This is a genomic window from Variovorax sp. YR634, assembly GCF_900106655.1.
In the GTDB taxonomy this organism is placed as follows: Bacteria; Pseudomonadota; Gammaproteobacteria; order Burkholderiales; family Burkholderiaceae_C; genus Variovorax.
Map to the genome: position 1 here is coordinate 89,976 of NZ_FNOL01000015.1, position 16,917 is coordinate 106,892.

The following is a 16,917-nucleotide window of genomic DNA, read 5'->3' on the forward strand; positions in this document are numbered from 1 at the left end:
GTCAGAGCATGCGCGAGATCCGCTCCGCCGCTTCGCGCAGCGCGGGCAGCATCGTCTCCTGCATTGCCTTCGCGCTGGTGCGGTTCGCCTGTCCGCTGATGTTGAGTGCGGCCACCATGCGCCCTTGCCGATCGACGATAGGTGCGGCTACCGAGATCAGGCCTTCTTCGAGTTCCTGGTTCACCAGGCACCACTGCTGCTTGCGTGCCTGCGCCACCTTGGCCATGAGCGCATCGATGTCGGTCACCGTGTGCTTCGTCAGCGCCTCGATGTTCGAGGCTTCGAGTCGCGCGCGCGCCTCGTCGTCATCGAGATCCGCCAGCAGCAGCCGGCCGAGCGACGTGCAGTAGGCCGGCAGGCGAGAGCCCACACCCAGGTTGATGTGCATGATCTTCTTCGTCGGCACGCGCAGCACGTAGACGATGTCCGTCGCGTCGAGCACGGCGGCCGAGCACGACTCCTGCACCTGCTGCACCAGCGCTTCCATCACCGGCTCGGCGCGGTTCCAGATCGGCATGGACGAGAGGTACGCAAACCCAAGGTCGAGGATGCGCGGCGTGAGCGTGAAGAGCTTGCCGTCGGTCACCACATAGCCCAGCGTCTGCAGCGTGAGCAGGATGCGGCGTGCCCCCGCGCGCGTGAGCCCGCTGCCGGCGGCCACCTCGCTGAGCGTCTGGTGCGGCGCATTGGCGCTGAACGAGCGGATCACCTGCAGCCCCCGCGCAAAAGACTGCACGTAGCTGTCGCCGGGTGCGGGTGTATCGGGTTGTGTGGGGTGGGTTGCCATGGTGCGCGATCCTCTCTAAAATTCATTATACGAACAAATGTTCTTTAGACGAACAAATCGGCGGTTCGCAGAATCGGTCGGCGTGTTCAGGCGGTTCGCTTCCTCGCTTTCTTTTCTTCACTCCCGGAGACAGGCTTCATGATCAACAAGATCGCGCGCTCGGTCGCCGATGCCCTGGCAGGCATCCCAGACGGCGCCACGGTTCTCATCGGCGGCTTCGGCACCGCCGGCATTCCCAACGAACTCATCGAGGGCCTCGTCGAACAGGGCGCCAAGGACCTCACCGTCGTCAACAACAACGCAGGCAACGGCGAGACCGGCCTCGCGGCGCTGCTGAAGGCCGGCCGCGTTCGCAAGATCATCTGCAGCTTCCCGCGCCAGGCCGACAGCCAGGTGTTCGACGGGCTCTACCGCAGCGGCAAGCTCGAGCTAGAACTCGTGCCCCAGGGCAACCTCGCCGAGCGCATCCGCGCCGCGGGCGCCGGCATTGGTGCCTTCTTCTGCCCGACCGGCTACGGCACGCAACTGGCCGGCAACCGCGAGACCCGCGAGATCGATGGCAAGCAGTACGTGCTCGAGTACCCCATCCACGGCGACGTGGCGCTCATCAAGGCCGAGCGCGGCGACCGCTGGGGCAACCTGGTCTACCGCAAGGCCGCACGCAACTTCGGCCCGGTGATGGCCATGGCATCGAAGAAGACCATCGCCACCGTGCACGACATCGCAGAACTCGGCACCCTCGACCCCGAAACCATCGTCACCCCGGGCATCTTCGTGCACCAGGTGGTGCGCATCGAACGCGTCGCCACGCAGGCCGGCGGTTTCAAGAAGGCAGCTTGAGCTGCCGGGCCGCCCCAAAGCGAAAACCGTAGCGCGAAAGCGCGGAGGAATCTAATTCTCATGACTTACCAACGTCGCACCAAGGACCAATTGGCCGCCCGCGTGGCGCAGGACATCTTCGACGGCGCCGTCGTCAACCTCGGCATCGGCCAGCCCACGCTGGTGGCCAACCACCTGCCCAAGGGCCGCGAGGTCATCCTGCAGAGCGAAAACGGCATCCTCGGCATGGGCCCCGCGCCCGAAGCCGGCGAAGAAGACTATGACCTCATCAACGCCGGCAAGCAGCCCGTCACGCTGCTGCCGGGCGGCTCGTTCTTCCACCACTCCGACAGCTTCGCAATGATGCGCGGCGGCCACCTCGACATCTGCGTGCTCGGCGCGTTCCAGGTGTCTGCCACCGGTGACCTCGCCAACTGGCACACCGGCGAGAAAGACGCCATTCCCGCAGTCGGCGGCGCGATGGACCTCGCCATCGGCGCCAAGCAGACGTGGGTCATGATGGATCTGCTGACCAAGCAGGGCGTGAGCAAGCTGGTGAAGGAATGCACCTATCCGCTGACCGGCATCGCCTGCGTCAAGCGCGTGTACTCCGACCTCGCCACGCTCGAATGCACGCCGCAGGGCCTGAAGCTGGTCGACCTCGTCGACGGCCTCAGCCGCGAAGAACTCGAAAAGCTCGTCGGACTTCCGATCGCAGCCTGATCCTTTTTCAAGCAATCAAAGAGAGACAGCTCATGACCAACCAAGCCTTCATCTGCGACGCCGTTCGCACTCCCTTCGGCCGCTACGGCGGTTCGCTCAGCAGCGTGCGCACCGACGACCTGGGCGCCGTGCCGCTCAAGGCGCTGATGGAACGCAACAAGAACGTCGACTGGCAGGCCGTGAGCGACGTGCTCTACGGCTGCGCCAACCAGGCCGGCGAAGACAACCGCAACGTCGCGCGCATGTCGGCGCTGCTGGCCGGCCTGCCGCTCGAAATCGGCGGCGGCACCATCAACCGCCTGTGTGGCTCGGGCCTCGACGCCGTGGGTACCGCAGCGCGCGCCATCCGCGCAGGCGAAGCCGGTTTGATGATCGCCGGTGGCGTCGAGAGCATGAGCCGCGCGCCCTTCGTCATGCCCAAGGCCGAGAGCGCCTTCAGCCGCAACAACGCCGTGTACGACACCACCATCGGCTGGCGCTTCGTCAACAAGCTCATGAAGGCGCAGTACGGCGTCGACTCCATGCCCGAGACGGCCGAGAACGTGGCCACCGACTACAAGATCGAGCGCGAAGCACAAGACCTGATGGCGCTGAACTCGCAGCTGCGCGCCGTGGCCTCGCAGAAGTCCGGCTTCTTCGACGCCGAGATCGTGCCCGTGAGCGTGCCGCAGAAGAAGGGCGACGCGATCATCGTCAACAAGGACGAGCATCCGCGTGAGACCAGCCTCGAATCGCTCGCCAAGCTCAAGGGCGTTGTGCGCCCCGACGGCACGGTGACCGCAGGCAACGCCAGTGGCGTGAACGACGGTGCCTGCGCGCTGCTGCTGGCCGACGAAGCCAGTGCCGCGAAACACGGCCTCACGCCGCGCGCCCGCGTGGTCGGCATGGCCACCGCCGGCGTCGCGCCGCGCGTGATGGGCATCGGCCCCGCGCCCGCCACGCAGAAGGTGCTGGCGCTCACCGGCCTCACCATCGACCAGATCGACGTCATCGAACTGAACGAAGCCTTTGCCGCGCAAGGCCTTGCCGTGCTGCGCCTGCTGGGCCTGAAGGACGACGACGCCCGCGTCAACATCAACGGCGGCGCCATTGCGCTGGGCCATCCGCTGGGCGCCAGCGGTGCTCGCCTGGCCACCACCGCAGTCAACCAACTGCACAAGGGCGGCGGCCGCTACGCGCTGTGCACGATGTGCATCGGCGTGGGCCAGGGCATCGCGGTGATTCTCGAACGCGTCTGACCGCTGAACGAACACGCGACGACAAAAAGATAACCAGAGAAGCAAGAAGACAAGGCCATCGGAAGCCGCAGGCATAGCGGCCCGATGGCATTTTTTTAACCCAAGAGGACAGAGCGAAAAGGATCAGAGGATGAAGAACCACACGTCGAAGACAACGCGCCGCAGCGCCGGCCTGGCCGCGCTTGCGCTGGCAACCGCAGCCCTGCTGCCTGCAACGGTACCGGCGCAGCAGGCCTTTCCCAGCAAGCCCGTGCGCATCATCACGCCGTTCCCCGTGGGCGGCGGCCCCGACGGCGTGGCGCGCCTGGTGGCCGACAAGCTCTCGCGCGCCTGGGGTCAGCCGGTGGTGGTCGAGAACCGCCCGGGTGGCAACGGGTTCATCGCCATCGACGCCTTCAAGCGCGGCGCCAAGGACGGCCACGACATCATCGTGCTCGACAACGTGCACCTGGCCGCGTACCCCGCGCTGTTCAAGAAGCTGCCCTACGACTCGGCCAAGGACTTCGACGCGCTGCTGCCGCTGTTCAAGACCTACTTCTTCTTCACCGTTGCCACCAACAGCAAGTACAAGACCGTGGGCGACCTGATCGCCGACGCCAAGGCCAACCCCGGCAAGCTCGACTACGGTTCGTGGTCGGTCGGCAACCCGGTGCACCTGGGCTCCGAGCTCTTCGAGTCAGCCACAGGCACGCAGATGGAACACGTGATCTACAAGGAGACCACGCAGCTGTACACGTCTGTGGCAACCGGTGAGCTGGCATTTGCTTTGGGCAGCAGCGCCACCGCCGGCCCGCTGCAGCGCGCGAACAAGCTGCGCTTCCTGGCGGCTGCCGCGCCGCAACGCGTGGCCGCCTTCCCCGACGTGCCGACGGTGTCCGAGTCAGGTGGTCCGAAGGGCTTCGAGGTCATCGGCTGGAATGCGATCGCGGTGCCCAAGGGCCTGCCCGCATCGGTCACAGAGAAGATCAAGCGCGACATCGAGAAGGGCCTGGCCGAACCCGACGTGCTGGAGAAGTTCAAGAGCTTCGGCTATGAGCCGTTCCCGACCACGCGGCCGCAGTTCGACGAGTTCGTGGCGAGCGAGACGAAGCGGTTCACCGACGTGATCCGCAAGGCGAACGTTTCGCTGGACTGACGAGGCAGGGGGCGGCCTACGCGTGCCGCCGCGCCGCCACGTGCAGCGTGCGCACGCGGGCCGGCGTCTGCACATCCGCAGCAGGCCGTTGTTCGGGCAGGGGCCTGCCCCAGCCCTGCGGCAGTTCGTGCAGCACGGCCTTCGCATCGAGCGAGCGGATCGCCACCGTGTTGTCGGCCGGAATGCGTCCCTGCGCCAGCAGCGCTTCGTAGCGCAAGGCGCTCACCCGCAGGAACGACGCGAAGTTACCGACCTCGCCGCGCGCAGCCACCAGCTCGTCGTAGAGCCGCTCGATGAGCTGCACCACGACCATGCCGTCGCGTTGCGCAATTTCTTCGAGCACCTGCCAGAACAGGTTCTCGAGCCGGATGCTGGTGACGACGCCGTGCAGCCGCACCGAGCGCGTGCGCGCGTCGTAGCTCTGTGGGTCTGCACTGATGAAGACTTCGCACATGGGCCGTCTCCTTGAGGGGCGTGGGGTGGTTGGACGACGCACGCACTGTAGCGCCGCCCATCTGCCGAAGCGAGCCGGCGGCTCAGTGTTCGATGCGCGTGCCCAGCACAACCAGGAACTGCGAGAGCCACGCCGGGTGCGCCGGCCATGCAGGCGCGGTGACCAGGTTGCGGTCGGTCACGGCCTGGTCGACCGGAATGCCCATGTACTCGGCGCCCGCCAGTTCCACCTCGACCTGGCAGGCCGGGTAGGCCGACACCTTTCGGCCCTTCAGCAGGCCCGTGGCCGCGAGCAACTGCGCGCCGTGGCACACCGCCGCCAGCGGCTTGTCGGTGGCCAGGAAGTGCCGCGCGATCTCGACCACGCGGCTGTGCATGCGCAGGTATTCGGGCGCGCGGCCACCGGGAATGACGAGGGCGTCGTAAGCCTCGGGGCGAACGTCGGCGAAGTTGGCGTTCAGCGTGAAGCGGTGGCCCGGTTTCTCGCTGTAGGTCTGTGCGCCCTCGAAGTCGTGGATGGCGGTGTGAATCCAGTCGCCGGCCTTCTTGTCCGGCGCCACGGCATGCACCGTGTGGCCCACGGCGAGCAGCGTCTGGAAGGGCACCATGGTTTCGTAGTCTTCGGCGTAGTCGCCGCAGAGCATCAGGATCTTGCGAGCCATTTCTTGTCTCCTTCGAATGAGGTTGGAATGCGGCTTGGCGCCGGGGCGCCTGCCGTCGCCGCATTATTCGAAGGGGGAGTGCCCAGCGGGTAGCAGCCGGCTGTGACTCCGCTGCACCGGCCTCAGATGAGCGTCGCGCGCACGCCGCGCGCCATCGCGGGCGCGCCTGGTTGAGGGAAGGCGCTGGTGCAGTTAACAGAAGTTCGCAAAGATTGCAGGGCGTGCCAAAGAGCTGTGCCGCGCCACAGGGTCGTCATTGACCTGCCTTTTCGCCTGAATAGTCTCGCTCAGGGTTTTCCCGTATCTCCGGGTCGACCTCATCCGGACAGACAGACAACTTACAGAAAAGGCCGAATCATGAAGACCACCCAACTCGCCCTCGCTGCTGCGCTCACCGTGCTTGCAGTCGCTTCCGCCAATGCCCAGCAACGCACTCGCGAAGCCGTCGAAGCCGAAGCCATCGCCGCCGCTCATGCGCCGGACCAGAACGTCACGCGCGGCTCGCGCGGTGCCGATCCGTTCAAGTCCGTGGCCGATCCCGAAGCCGTGTACAAGCAAGCCGTCGAAACCGCCAGCGCGCCCAACCAGAACGTGACGCGCGGCTCGCGTGGCGCCGATCCGTTCACGTCCAGCCGCGACCCGGCTCAGGTCTATCAGGAAGCCATGGCCACCGCCGCGGCGCCCGACCAGAACGTGACCGGCGGCTCGCGCGTCAACAGCCGGGTCATCTCGACCATGCAGAACCCCGTGCTGCAGTCGGCACAGGGCAAGTAAGCAAGCTCCGAAAGCGCCGCCGCTACGCACTGCTCCGCGCGCGGCGCGCGGGCTCGGCCTGATGCAGATAGCCGGTGAAGGTGTCGGGCGGCGACGAGCCCGTGAGCCGGGTCAGGATGCGGCCGACTTCGCCCCGGTGATAGCCTGCATGGGTCGCCACGTGGGCCAGCATCTCCTCGCGCGACATCCGCCCCGGGTTTCCGTCGGTGAACGTGAACTCGATGCTTTCCGCAAGTTCTTGCGGGTTCAGGCGCGCGACGTAGTCGACGTACCAGCGATCGGTTTCCTTCACTGACTCGGCCAACGCTTGCAGCAGCGGCGGCTCTTGCGCACCCGTCGCGGTGTAGGCATGCGTCATGCGCTGGACATTCGCGACGAAGATGCGGTCGACGATGCAGGCGTGGTTGAAGACGCGAAGCGCCATGCGGTATTCGTCGGGCGGGCCTTGCCTGGCCAGGTCGGCCAAACCCGCGAGCAGCCCCTCGTCGGCCCAGGCCTTGTACTGGAACAGCGAAGTCAGAAGCGTCTGCGTACTCATCACAATCTCCCCTTGAACCATGAAATGCACGCCTCGCGTTTCATCGGATGGCCGCCAGCGTGCGGTCCTATTCTTGAGTGGAGCCTCGAACTTGGGTACTCGCATTCCCCCGCCGCGCAGGACCATGCGCAAAGCGCCGCGCCAGCAGCGTTCGCGCGTCACGGTGGACGTGATCGTCGAAGCCGCAACTCGCGTTCTGGCGCGCCGCGGATGGGCGCGGTTCACGACCAACGAGATTGCGGCCGTCGCGGGCGTGAGCGTCGGCTCGCTCTACCAGTACTTTCCGAACAAGCTGGCGATTGCCGAAGCGATCCGCCAGCGTCATCTCGACGAGGTGCTCGTGGCGTTGTCCGGCGCCGGGGACGACAACGAGGCCATCCCGCTCGACCAGCGGGCGGCGCGGTTTGCCGACGGTGTCATTGCCGCCCATTCGGTCGACGAGGCGCTGCACCGGGTTCTGCTCGACGAGGTGCCGCTCGTGGCGCGGTCGAGCTATGCGGAGTTCGAGGCGGAATACCAGCGACGCTATCGGGCGCTGATCGCCGCGAGCGCGAGCGGTGCCGCTGGTGACGACGAGACGGCCGCCCGCGTGCTCTCATCCGCCGTTGAAGGGGTCGTCCACGCGGCGGCGCATCGTGGCGACCTGGGCTTGCCCGCGCTCAGAAGCGAACTTGTCAGGTTGATCCTTGCCTACCTGCGCGACCGCCAGCAGGCAGCGTGAACGCTCAGGCGTAGGCCTTGGTCGAGCGCAATTGCAGCAAGGCCAGCATGCGCGCTTCCTCCGCATCCCGCAGGCTCTTGGCAGCCCGGCTGGCGGAGTACGACACGTAGAGCGTGTCGATCGCTTTCTCCCAGCACTGGGCCGTCTGGTAGATGCTGTCGGCACTTCCCGGCTTGGCCGGCACGGCGTATCCGGCCTTGTGGAGGATGTTGGCTTTGTGGTCGGTGCTGAGCATGACGTGGTCCCCCCAGTCGATGGTGTGAGGAGCACGATATCCGCGATGCGCCGTGTGCGCTATTGGCCACACGACGTATCCAGATGTAGGAAAAACCCGCCCCCAAGGGGCTTTGGCGGTCAGAAACTAGGCCATAAGGCTTAGATCATGTCTCTCGATTGCCACACGAGGGTGGCGGCAGTCAGGTCTTCCAGGGCACTGCCGACGGCCTTGAACACGGTGCGTTCTCCGGCGGCCGAGCGACCCGGATGCTCCGCGCGGCACAGCGTGGCCAGCGTACCCCGGACCTCTTCAGCGCGCAGCGTGCCGGCGGCCATCGCGTCGAGCAGATCGCCGGATTTCTGCAGCGCCTCTTCCGTGTCCACGAAGGTTTGCGCGCCTGCAAAGCACAGCACGTCGGCCTCGCGCATCGCGGGTGTGAAGCTGCCGATCAGGTCCAGGTGCGAGCCCGGCGCCAGCCATTCGCCGCGCACCAACGGCGCGGTGGCCAGCGTGGCGCAGCTCACGATGTCGGCCCGGCGCACGGCTGCTTCCAGGTCGGTGGTTGCCCGCGCGTTCCAGCCCTCGGCACGCCACCGCGCGGCCAGCGCTTCGGCGCCTTCGGCCCGGTGGTTCCACACCCACAGTTCGTCGATGGGCCGCACGCTCGCGTGCGCGGCCGGCAGCATGCGCGCGATGCGGCCGGTGCCCAGCACCAGCAGCCGATGCGCGTCCTGCCGTGCCAGAAACGAGGCCCCGAGTGCTGACGCCGCGGCCGTGCGGCGCGCGGTGATCTCGTTGCCGTCCATCATCGCCAGCGGCACGCCGGTGTGCGCGTCGTACAGCACATAGGTCGCATGCAGCCCGGGCAGGCCGCGCGCGCTGTTGCCGGGAAAGATGTTGATGGTCTTGATGCCCAGGAAACCCGCGTCGCTCCACGCCGGCATGATGAGCACGGTGCCTTTGCTGCTGCCGTCGCTTCCCGCGGTCTCGATGCCGTGCACATGGCGCGGAGGCACCTGGGCTCCGGCCGCGAAGGCCGCGTGCAGCGCGGGCACCAGCCGCTCGAAGCTCAGCGGTGCGCGGGTGGCGGCTTCGTCGAAATGCTTCATGGCTGTCGTCATTGCTGCAGCGGATGCTGCGCGGATTCGAAGAACGCGGTCAGCGCCTTGCGATAGGCGGCGCCGTACCGCAGGGCCGTCATCGGTTCGAGGTGGCTGGCGCCCGGCACTTCGATCAGCCGCTTGGGCTCGCGCGCTTCGGCCAGCAGGCGCCTCGAATGCGTGGGCGAAATCACCTGGTCGGCCGTGCCGTGGATCAGCAGCAGCGGAATGGGCGACACGGCTGCCACGTACTTCGACGCCGCGTACTCGTCGCTCACCAGCATGCCCGCACCCCACAGCTTGTCGTTGGCAATCGATGAGTAGGAATAGAAGGTCGACTCGATGGCCGCCGCCCTCACGCCCGCCCGGTTACCCGCACCGACCACCGCAATGGCATTGGTGCCGCCCAGGCTCTGCCCGAAGACGAACAACCGCTGCGCATCGACATCGCTGCGCGAGCGCACGTAGTTCAGCGCGGCGTTGGAATCCTCGAACACGCCCTTGGGCTCAGGCTTGCCTTCGGACTGGCCGTAGCCGCGGTAGTCGAACACGAACACGTTGTAGTCCTGCTTCGGCAGCCAGGCCGCGAAGCGCCAGTGCGTGCTCATGTTCTGCGCGTTGCCATGGAAGTGCACCACCGTGCCCTTGGCTTCCTTCGGGTTCCGGCGGTTCTCCGCGGGCAGGAACCAGCCGCTCAGGCGCGTGCCGTCTGCGCTGGTGAATTGCACGCTCTCGTAGCGCAGGCCCAGAACGTCGGGCGTTTCATAGGCCACGCTGTCGGGGTAATAGAACATCGACTGCACGCAGCCCGTCAGCATGAGCGGCAGCGCGCACAGCGCCAGCTTCTTGCACCACCGGCGGACAGCGCTGTTCGTCATGTCTGCTTGCTGCCTGCGGTGGCCGCGCGGTTCTCCGCGAGCATGTTGCAGAAGAGGGCACCTTGCTCGATGGCGTCGTCCAGCGCGACGTGCGTGTGCGGCAGCTTGTCGAACCAGCGGCGCGGCATGGCGCGCTTGGTGCTGTCGCGGTAGTCGAGCTTGAGCATTGCCATGGCGAACGACTTGACGTCGAGCGCCGAGTGGCTGAACGGACTCTCGCCCGCAAAGCGCATCAGGTACCAGTAGACAAAAAGAAAGTCGAAGCCCGCCGGGTAGGCGACGAACACCGGCCGCGCGGGCAGGCCCTTGAGCCAGCTCACGTAGTTCTTCATCGCGTGAGCCGGGTCCTGCAGATCGGTGCGGCATGCGGCCCAGGCCTCGGGCTGGGTCTTCCACCAGGCAGCGGTCTTGGGGTCGGCCTCAGCGCCGGGCAGGGTGTGCAGGTTGGCGCTGAAGGTGGAGACGAGTTGCTTGTCGGCCGTGTAGGCGGCCGAGCCGAAGCTGAGCATCGAGTTCGGGCCCGGGATGGGGCCGTCGGATTCGACGTCTGTGCTTATGTAGATTTCTGACATGGGTTCAATCGATTTCGAGGATGGACCCGACCGAGCGCTGGAGTTCTTCTATCAGCTCGGGGTCCATGTATTTGTATTCATCGGGAATGTCGAGCACATGGATCGGCTTGCCTTCCAGCATCCGCGTGAACTCGGCCACCAGGCGTGACTTGTGTTTTTCTTCCATCACGAGGATCACGTCGGCCCATTCGATGTCGTCGACTGACACCTTGTGCCGCGCGTTCGGGCTCGTGCCGGCGGAGCGTGCGGAAATCAGCGGGTGCCGGCGCCAGAGTTGTTCCGCGGTCGGGCTGCGCCACTGGTTGCGGCTGCAGATGAAGAGGACGTTGCGCATGAATCGGGTGGAGGCTTGGGGCAGCTGGAAGACATGCATGTCTTGCCAGCGCCCGGACGAGTTTTCGATCAGCGTGACTTCGGTGCAGGTCGCATGCACGGCGCCAGATGCGAGGAGGCGAATCTGCAGTTCGGCGGCTGCCGCATCCGCGTCGAGCGTGTTGCCGTGGGCCACCGTCAGATGCGGAATGACGCCTTGGTGTTCGCCGCCGTACGGCGGGAAATTAGGGAAGGCTTCCACGAGCGCCATCGTCATTTCGATGAAGGGCGCGGCCGGCTCCGGTGCGAGGTAGGCGGTTTCGGGGAAGCGCTCGACCTTGGCCAGGGAAAAGTCAAACGACGGCGTCTTGTTCAGAACCTGCTGCGCACGCTCCAGCACTTCGGGTGTGATCAGTGCAGGGTCCATGAAAGGCACGAGCACTGTGATGTGCGCCGGTACGCCGAGTGCGACAGTCGCGTCGTAGCGGCGGCGCAGGTCCCCGACAAGAGCCTCGGCAGCGGGGACTTTCACGGCGAATGCGGAGATGGCCATCGCGGCGGAGGATAGCTCAGGCGTTGGCGATCTGGCCCCAGTCGAGCCCGTGCTTGACGAGGTACTTGCGCAGCCTGTCCGCATCGTTCACCACGCTGCGTTGCGCGCGCGAGGCCTGGAAGAGCTGGCGGCCCGCATCGGACAGGCTGCGCGATTGCCGGCAGACGCGCACCACCGCTTCGAGCTGCAGGCGGTCGAACAGGTCGAGCGCTGCTGCGCGCGCTTCGCCGAGCAACGCATCGAGATCGACGTCGCCGCCCGCGGCTGCCGACGGCCCCTGGTGCTTCCACAGCCACCGCAGCCGCGCAATCTCCGCCTCCACCAGCGCCACCGGAATCCGTCCGCCATCGGCCAGTGTCGCCAGACGCGTCACGCTCGCCGACAGGTCGCGGAAGTTGCCGCTCCAGATCGCCTCGCCGCTCTGCGCAAAACGCAGGTAGGCCGCGCGTGCCTCGGCGTTGAAGCGCACCACGCGATGGTTCTCCGTTGCGTGAATGGCCAGCAGGTGATCGACGTTGGGCTCGATGTCCTCGGGGCGCTGCGCGAGGCCCGGCAGGTCGTAGGTCCAGAGGTTGATCCGTGCGAACAGGTCATCGCGGAATCGGCCTTCGGCCACGTCGCTGCGCAGGTCGCGGTTGGTGCCGGCGATGAGCTGGAAATCGCTCTCCACTTCCTTGTCTGCGCCCACTGGAAAGAAGCGCTTCTCTTCGATCGCCTTCAGCAGCATTGCCTGCTCGTCGAGCCCGAGTTCGCCGATCTCGTCGAGGAAGAGTGCGCCCTGGTGCGCAGTGCGCAGCAGGCCCGCGCGCTCGCTTGCCGCTCCGGTGAAGGAGCCCTTCTTGTGCCCAAACAGCGTGGACGCCGCCCCGTCGCCGCGCAGCGTTGCGCAGTTCACTTCCACGAATGGCCCCGTCATCTGGTGCCGTGCCTGCTTCAGCTCGAACATGCGCCGCGCCAGGAACGACTTGCCAGCGCCCGTCGGACCGATCAGCAGGATCGGCGCGCGCGATCGCACGGCCACGCGTTCGATTTCGTCGATCAGCGCATTGAAGCGTGCGTTGCGCGTGGCGATACCACTCTTCAGAAACGCGACCGCATCGCGCTGCTCTGCATCGAAGCGCCGCGCGATCACGTCGTAGCGCGACAGGTCGAGGTCGATCAGCGTGCACTTGCCGGCCTCGCCTTCGCGCTGCTTCCTGGGCGGCGAAGTCTGTGCCAGCACGCCGGGCACCACGCGCGATTCCGACAACAGAAACATGCAGATCTGCGCAACGTGCGTGCCGGTGGTGATGTGCGTCCAGTACTGCTCGCGCTCGGTGTCGAAGCTGTAGCTGCGCGCCCAGTCGTACAGGCGCGTGTAGACCTCGCCGAAATCCCACGGGTCCGCAAGGTCGAGCGGCACGAGGTTGACGGTGGTCTCGGGAGACACGGTGGCGATGTCGGCCTTCACCACTTCCGCCAGCGCCTTGTGCCGCAGCGTGTAGAGCAGCTCCATGCGCGAGACGACCATGTCCTCGTGCTGGGCGAGCGAGACGGTGGGACGCCACTTGTTCCAGCGGCCCGCGCCTTGGCCGGCATCGAGCTGGGTGCCGAGGAAGCCGATGACGACGATGGGTTTTTTCATTTATTCGCTAAATAGCTAGCAAAAATTATAAGAAAACTGGATAAGTCTTTTGGGATTTTTGAGATCAATCAGGTCTGAGGTGAAAAAAGCTCAACCAAATCAAGGACTTGAAATATTCAAAGCCGAACAGGCCAGCACTGGCACACCCATTGCAATAAGGATCACACACAAGAAAACAACTGAACAAAAAGAACCTCGCAAGGAGCAATCAAATGGCCAACCTGCAACTCTTCCAGACCCTGCGCGGCGCACTGCAGCCGCAAGCCGCAGCCCGCAACGAAGCCGGCGGTGCCGCCTACGCGCTGTCGCCCAAGCACCAGCTGGCGCAACTCGCAGCCACCGGTTGCCTGAACAACACCTTCTACGCACAAGCGCAGGATCAACTCGACGCCGTGCTGGCTCTGGCCCGCGAGGTCGATCCGGTGTTCGTGGCCAAGACGGCCGTGTACGCCCGCCGCGCCGGCCACATGAAGGACATGCCGGCGCTGCTGGCCGCCACGCTGGCGGTGCGCGACGTGTCGCTGCTCGCCAAGGTGTTCCCCCGCGTGGTGGACAACGGCAAGATGCTGCGCAACTTCGTGCAGATGCTGCGTTCCGGCGCGGTGGGCCGCAAGTCGCTCGGTACGCGTCCGAAGAAGCTCGTGCAGCAATGGCTGCTCGAAGCGACTGAAGCGCAGCTGTTGAACGCCTCGGTGGGCAACACGCCGTCGCTGGCCGACGTGGTGAAGATGGTTCACCCGAAGCCCGCCGAAGCCTGGCGCGCAGCGTGGTTTGCGTGGTTGATCGATCGTCCGTATGCGCTGGAGGCACTGCCTCCGGTGACGCAGGCCTTCGAACGCTTCAAGCGCGACCGTGCGCAAGAGGTGCCCGACGTGCCGTTCCAGATGCTGACCGCACTGGAGCTGGATACGCAGGCATGGGCGCAGATCGCGCAGCGCGGTTCGTGGCAGATGGTGCGTCAGAACCTGAACACCTTTGCCCGCCACGGCGTGTTCGCACTGCCGGGCCTCGCGGAAGCGGTGGCTGCCAAGCTGCGTGATCCGCAAGCGGTGGCCAAGGCCCGCGTGCTGCCGTACCAGTTGATGGCGGCCTACACCGCAACCGGCACCGAGGTGCCGCACGTGGTGAAGGAAGCGCTGCAGGACGCGATGGAACTCGCGCTGGCCAACGTGCCGGTGTTCGAGGGCCGCGTGGTGGTGTGCCCTGATGTGTCGGGCTCGATGAGCTCGCCCGTGACGGGCCACCGCGGCTCGGCGACCACTGCGGTGCGCTGCATCGACGTGGCCGCGCTGGTTGCTGCCGCTGTGCTGCGCCGCAATGCGGATGCGCGTGTGCTGCCCTTCGAGACGAAGGTGGTGTCGTTGCAGCTGAATCCTCGCGATTCGGTGATGACCAACGCAGCCAGGCTGGCGGCGGTGGGCGGTGGCGGTACTTCGTGCAGCGCGCCGCTGGCGTTGCTGAACCGCGAGAAGGCGCAAGCCGATCTGGTGGTGCTGGTGTCGGACAACGAATCGTGGGCCGACCCTGCACGTGGCCGCGGTACCGCGACCATGCAGGAATGGGCGGCGTTCAAGGAGCGCAACCCGAAGGCCCGGATGGTCTGCATTGACATCCAGCCATACGCGACCACCCAGGCGCAGGAGCGTGACGATGTGCTGAACATCGGCGGCTTCAGCGACGAAGTGTTCAAGCTGCTGGCGGTGTATGCCGCGGGTGGCCTGGGCGCCGACCACTGGGTGGGTGTGATCGAGGAGACCTCGATCTGAAAGAAAGGAGGGTGTCGCGGGCTCGGCTCGCGGCACCACCCGAGAAATTGATTGATGTCGTCGTCCGGCGAATGCAGATGTGAGTACATCCAACCATGTTTCCCTCACATCGAACGTTAGTCGCCGGACGGGGGCAAAGGGTTGAAGTGCGAATGCAGGCAGGACTACATCTGGACGCCCGGGGGTCGAACCCCAACACCAGTTCGCTGGTGGGCATGTCTTGCCATCCTCGTCGCACTCTTTTTTTGCAGCGAATGCTGACGGAACTACAGACTCCTAATCTCGTGGTCGCGGGTTCGAATCCCGCCGGTCGGAAGACCGTAGCTCAGTGGTTAGAGCACGCCGTTTCGTCGATTCTTGTCGCTGCTTTTTTGTTTTGAGGTGAATGCAGGCGGGTTTACAGGTAAGAGCGTCATGGTCTTGGCCATGAAGGTCCCGGGTCCGAGTCCCGGTCTGTTTCGGCAGATAGCTCAGTTCACAACCCGCCGCTCCTGGTCACCTCTTTTTGTTTCGGGCACGCAGGCACAGAAGGGAGCGCCACTGCCAAAAATGTTGATATTGCCGGCAGCCTGGGTAAGACCAGGTACGGCGGGAAAGTCGGTTGACGAGCAAGGTTGAGGATGCAGGTGCTGGCTCCGATGACGGGTCTGTCACTGGCGCGCGTTTCCAATCGTCGACTGGGCCATCGGACTCAAGAACCATGGTCGCCGTATTGATGCGGGTTCGAATCCCGCCGTGTCCACCAGTTGGTCGTAAAGAATAGATAGATAGACAGAGAGAAAAGAAATGGAACAGAACTACAACCTCCACGAAGTCGAAAACGGCGTGCCTGTGAAGATGTGGACCCGCGGCGTGCCCGTGGAAGCCGAAGCGCAGAAGCAGCTCGAGAACGCAGCACGCCTGCCTATCGTGTTCAAGCACATTGCGGCCATGCCCGACGTGCACTACGGCATCGGTGCGACCGTGGGGTCGGTGATCCCGACCTTCAAGGCCATCATCCCGGCCGCGGTGGGCGTGGACATCGGTTGCGGAATGATGGCGTGCAAGACCACGCTGCATGCCAACGACCTGCCCGACAACCTGGGACCGCTGCGCGGCGCGATCGAGAAGGCCGTGCCACACGGTTCGAACCCCAAGCGCATGGGCCGCGATAAAGGCTCGTGGGAAACGCCACCGAACGAAACCGACGTGGCGTGGGGTGCGCTGAAGGACGAGTTCGACGCGATCTGCGAAGCCTACCCGCGCCTGAAGAACACCAACAACCACAAGCACCTGGGAACGCTGGGTACGGGCAACCACTTCATCGAGGTGTGCTTGGATGAAGCGGGTTCCGTGTGGTTCATGCTGCACTCGGGTTCGCGCGGCGTGGGTAACGCCATCGGTACGCACTTCATCGAGCTTGCCAAGAAAGACGCCGAGCTGCACCAGCGCAACCTGCCCGATCAGGACCTGGCGTACTTCGAAGAGGGCGCCCAGTATTTCGGCGACTACGTGCGTGCAGTGGGCTGGGCCCAGAAGTTCGCGCGTGCGAACCGCGAAGTGATGATGCAGCGCGTGGTCGCGGCCGTGCGCAAGGTCATCACCAAGCCTTTCGAGGCGCATGTGGAAGCGGTGAACTGCCACCACAACTACGTGAGCCGCGAAACGCACTTCGGTGAAGACGTGCTCATCACCCGCAAGGGCGCGGTGAGCGCAAAGGCCGGTGAGCTGGGGATCATCCCCGGCAGCATGGGCGCCAAGAGCTTCATCGTGCGCGGAAAGGGCAACCCCGAGAGCTTCATGAGCTGCAGCCACGGCGCCGGTCGAAAGATGAGCCGTACCAAGGCGAAGAAGCTCTACACCGTGGCCGACCAGATCGCCGCGACCGAAGGCGTGGAATGCCGAAAAGACGCCGACGTGATCGACGAGATTCCGATGGCCTACAAGGACATCGACGCGGTGATGGATGCGCAGAAAGACCTGGTGGAGGTGGTTTACACGCTCAAGCAGGTTGTTTGCGTGAAAGGTTGAACGTGATGCTGTAGGAGGGGAAAGGGTCCGCGACA

At 65.3% G+C, this 16,917-nt stretch carries 18 protein-coding genes; 8 read left to right on the forward strand and 10 right to left on the reverse strand.

The window, feature by feature from the left end; translation table 11 throughout:
• Position 1 precedes the first annotated feature (1 nt).
• Complete coding sequence (locus BLV60_RS22825; RefSeq protein WP_093057569.1) at positions 2 to 787, reverse strand: IclR family transcriptional regulator domain-containing protein; 786 nt, start codon at positions 785 to 787, stop codon at positions 2 to 4.
• A gap of 138 nt (positions 788 to 925) precedes the next feature.
• On the opposite strand from BLV60_RS22825, the gene BLV60_RS22830 reads away from it, so the two are divergent.
• The 4 genes from BLV60_RS22830 (at position 926) to BLV60_RS22845 (ending at position 4,702) form a co-directional block, all read left to right on the forward strand.
• Positions 926 to 1,627: a 3-oxoacid CoA-transferase subunit A gene (locus BLV60_RS22830; protein ID WP_093057570.1), complete on the forward strand. Its 702-nt coding sequence runs from the start codon at positions 926 to 928 to the stop codon at positions 1,625 to 1,627.
• Positions 1,628 to 1,687: 60 nt separating this feature from the next.
• Entirely contained in the window at positions 1,688 to 2,329 is a 642-nt protein-coding gene (locus BLV60_RS22835) for a 3-oxoacid CoA-transferase subunit B (protein WP_093057571.1), read from the forward strand.
• 32 nt (positions 2,330 to 2,361) lie between these two features.
• Complete coding sequence (gene pcaF / locus BLV60_RS22840; protein WP_093057572.1) at positions 2,362 to 3,567, forward strand: 3-oxoadipyl-CoA thiolase; 1,206 nt, start codon at positions 2,362 to 2,364, stop codon at positions 3,565 to 3,567.
• Between the two features lie 130 nt (positions 3,568 to 3,697).
• On the forward strand, positions 3,698 to 4,702 hold the full coding sequence (locus BLV60_RS22845) for a Bug family tripartite tricarboxylate transporter substrate binding protein (protein ID WP_093057573.1): 1,005 nt from the start codon (positions 3,698 to 3,700) through the stop codon (positions 4,700 to 4,702).
• 16 nt (positions 4,703 to 4,718) lie between these two features.
• Here BLV60_RS22845 and BLV60_RS22850 read toward each other — a convergent pair whose 3' ends face one another.
• On the reverse strand, positions 4,719 to 5,156 hold the full coding sequence (locus BLV60_RS22850; RefSeq protein WP_256329476.1) for a ribbon-helix-helix domain-containing protein: 438 nt from the start codon (positions 5,154 to 5,156) through the stop codon (positions 4,719 to 4,721).
• An 82-nt stretch (positions 5,157 to 5,238) separates the two neighbouring features.
• On the reverse strand, positions 5,239 to 5,817 hold the full coding sequence (locus tag BLV60_RS22855) for a DJ-1/PfpI family protein (RefSeq protein WP_093057574.1): 579 nt from the start codon (positions 5,815 to 5,817) through the stop codon (positions 5,239 to 5,241).
• A gap of 357 nt (positions 5,818 to 6,174) precedes the next feature.
• Between BLV60_RS22855 and BLV60_RS22860 the strand changes: the two genes are divergently transcribed.
• A complete protein-coding gene (locus BLV60_RS22860) occupies positions 6,175 to 6,591 on the forward strand; it encodes a hypothetical protein (RefSeq protein ID WP_093057575.1) in 417 nt (138 codons plus the stop codon).
• Positions 6,592 to 6,613: 22 nt separating this feature from the next.
• Here BLV60_RS22860 and BLV60_RS22865 read toward each other — a convergent pair whose 3' ends face one another.
• The gene (locus BLV60_RS22865) at positions 6,614 to 7,129 is read right to left on the reverse strand and encodes a DinB family protein (RefSeq protein WP_093057576.1); all 516 of its coding nucleotides are present in this window, start codon (positions 7,127 to 7,129) and stop codon (positions 6,614 to 6,616) included.
• 124 nt (positions 7,130 to 7,253) lie between these two features.
• Between BLV60_RS22865 and BLV60_RS22870 the strand changes: the two genes are divergently transcribed.
• A complete protein-coding gene (locus BLV60_RS22870; RefSeq protein ID WP_093057577.1) occupies positions 7,254 to 7,850 on the forward strand; it encodes a TetR/AcrR family transcriptional regulator in 597 nt (198 codons plus the stop codon).
• 4 nt (positions 7,851 to 7,854) lie between these two features.
• On the opposite strand, the gene BLV60_RS22875 is transcribed toward BLV60_RS22870, so the two are convergent.
• From BLV60_RS22875 to rtcR, 6 genes are all read right to left on the reverse strand, one after another.
• The gene (locus BLV60_RS22875; RefSeq protein ID WP_093057578.1) at positions 7,855 to 8,085 is read right to left on the reverse strand and encodes a hypothetical protein; all 231 of its coding nucleotides are present in this window, start codon (positions 8,083 to 8,085) and stop codon (positions 7,855 to 7,857) included.
• Positions 8,086 to 8,225: 140 nt separating this feature from the next.
• Positions 8,226 to 9,176, reverse strand: coding sequence for a bifunctional Delta(1)-pyrroline-2-carboxylate/Delta(1)-piperideine-2-carboxylate reductase (locus tag BLV60_RS22880; protein WP_093057645.1), 951 nt, complete (start codon positions 9,174 to 9,176; stop codon positions 8,226 to 8,228).
• An 8-nt stretch (positions 9,177 to 9,184) separates the two neighbouring features.
• Positions 9,185 to 10,045 carry an alpha/beta hydrolase gene (locus tag BLV60_RS22885; RefSeq protein WP_093057579.1) on the reverse strand — a complete coding sequence of 287 codons (861 nt, stop codon included), beginning with the start codon at positions 10,043 to 10,045 and terminating at the stop codon, positions 9,185 to 9,187.
• Positions 10,042 to 10,617, reverse strand: coding sequence for a 3'-5' exonuclease family protein (locus tag BLV60_RS22890; RefSeq protein WP_093057580.1), 576 nt, complete (start codon positions 10,615 to 10,617; stop codon positions 10,042 to 10,044). The genes BLV60_RS22885 and BLV60_RS22890 overlap by 4 nt, the downstream gene beginning before the upstream one ends.
• Positions 10,618 to 10,621: 4 nt before the next feature.
• The gene (locus BLV60_RS34875; RefSeq protein WP_371127395.1) at positions 10,622 to 11,482 is read right to left on the reverse strand and encodes a 2'-5' RNA ligase family protein; all 861 of its coding nucleotides are present in this window, start codon (positions 11,480 to 11,482) and stop codon (positions 10,622 to 10,624) included.
• 16 nt (positions 11,483 to 11,498) lie between these two features.
• Positions 11,499 to 13,106 (reverse strand): RNA repair transcriptional activator RtcR, encoded by a 1,608-nt coding sequence (gene rtcR, locus BLV60_RS22905; RefSeq protein ID WP_093057581.1) that lies wholly within the window; start codon positions 13,104 to 13,106, stop codon positions 11,499 to 11,501.
• A gap of 212 nt (positions 13,107 to 13,318) precedes the next feature.
• Here rtcR and BLV60_RS22910 point away from each other — a divergent pair, with 212 nt between their 5' ends.
• Complete coding sequence (locus tag BLV60_RS22910; RefSeq protein ID WP_093057582.1) at positions 13,319 to 14,872, forward strand: vWA domain-containing protein; 1,554 nt, start codon at positions 13,319 to 13,321, stop codon at positions 14,870 to 14,872.
• 786 nt (positions 14,873 to 15,658) lie between these two features.
• The gene (locus BLV60_RS22915; RefSeq protein WP_093057583.1) at positions 15,659 to 16,882 is read left to right on the forward strand and encodes an RtcB family protein; all 1,224 of its coding nucleotides are present in this window, start codon (positions 15,659 to 15,661) and stop codon (positions 16,880 to 16,882) included.
• Positions 16,883 to 16,917 lie beyond the last annotated feature (35 nt).